Origin of the sequence: Streptomyces sp. WAC06614 (assembly GCF_003949795.1) — a bacterium.
Taxonomy (GTDB): Bacteria; Actinomycetota; Actinomycetes; order Streptomycetales; family Streptomycetaceae; genus Streptomyces.
This window is the reverse complement of sequence record NZ_RPRY01000728.1, coordinates 1-904: the sequence shown is the minus strand read 5'-3', so window position 1 is coordinate 904 and position 904 is coordinate 1. Positions and strand designations below refer to the sequence as shown.

Genomic DNA, 904 nt, shown 5'->3' with positions numbered 1-904 from the left:
GGCCGGGGCCGGGGCGGTTCCGGGCGGCGAGCGGGGGCCGTTCGTCCGCTGGTCCGTTCGACGCCCCGCACCCACCGCTCGGCGCTTCCCCCCGACGCCCGGCGGACGACACGTCAGCGACGGGCGGTAGGGTTCGCCCCAGGGCGTGCGGAAGGGGGAAAAGGCCAGGTGGAGGTGGTCCTGCTCGGCCCTGTCGAGCTCCGCGCCGACGACGGCACGCCCCTGCGCACGGGCGGCGCGAAGCGCCGCGCCGTCCTCGGCGCCCTCGCCCTCTCCCTCGGCCGGGTGGTCCCGGTCGCCCGGCTCCTGGACCTCGTCTGGGACGGCGCCCCACCGCCCAGCGCCAAGGCCGCCCTCCAGGGCCACGTCGCGGGACTGCGCGCACTGCTCGACGGCACCTCGCTGCACCTGGTCACCCGCGACCCCGGCTACGCCCTGCTCGGTGACCGCGCCCGGGTCGACGTCCACCGCGTACGGGACCTGCTGGCCGAGGCCGAGGGCGCGGCGGAGCCGGGCACCGACGAGGCCGCCGTCGACCTGCTCCGCCACGCCCTCGCCCTGTGGCGCGGACCCGCCCTGGCCGACTGCGGCTCCGAGACGCTGCGGGCCACGGCCGAACCGGGCCTGGAAGGGCTACGGCTGAAGATCGTGGAACGGCTCGCGGAACGGCTGCTCCGGGTGGGCCGCGGCGGCTCCGCCCTCGCGGAACTCGCCGACGCGCTCCGGGCGCATCCGCTGCGCGAGACCCTGGCCGCGCTGCTCATGCGCTGCCTGCACCAGGAAGGCCGGCAGGCCGACGCCCTCGGCCACTACCACCGCATCCGGGTCCGCCTCGCCGAGGAACTCGGCGTCGACCCGGGCCCCCGCCTCCAGGAGGCCCTGGCCACGGTCCTGGGCACCACCC

General features: G+C 78.0%; 1 protein-coding gene. It reads left to right on the top strand.

Annotated features, from left to right (window positions below; translation table 11 throughout):
- Positions 1–168 precede the first annotated feature (168 nt).
- The coding region (locus EF918_RS36165) for an AfsR/SARP family transcriptional regulator (protein WP_185922106.1) at positions 169–904 on the top strand (736 nt) is incomplete at its 3' end.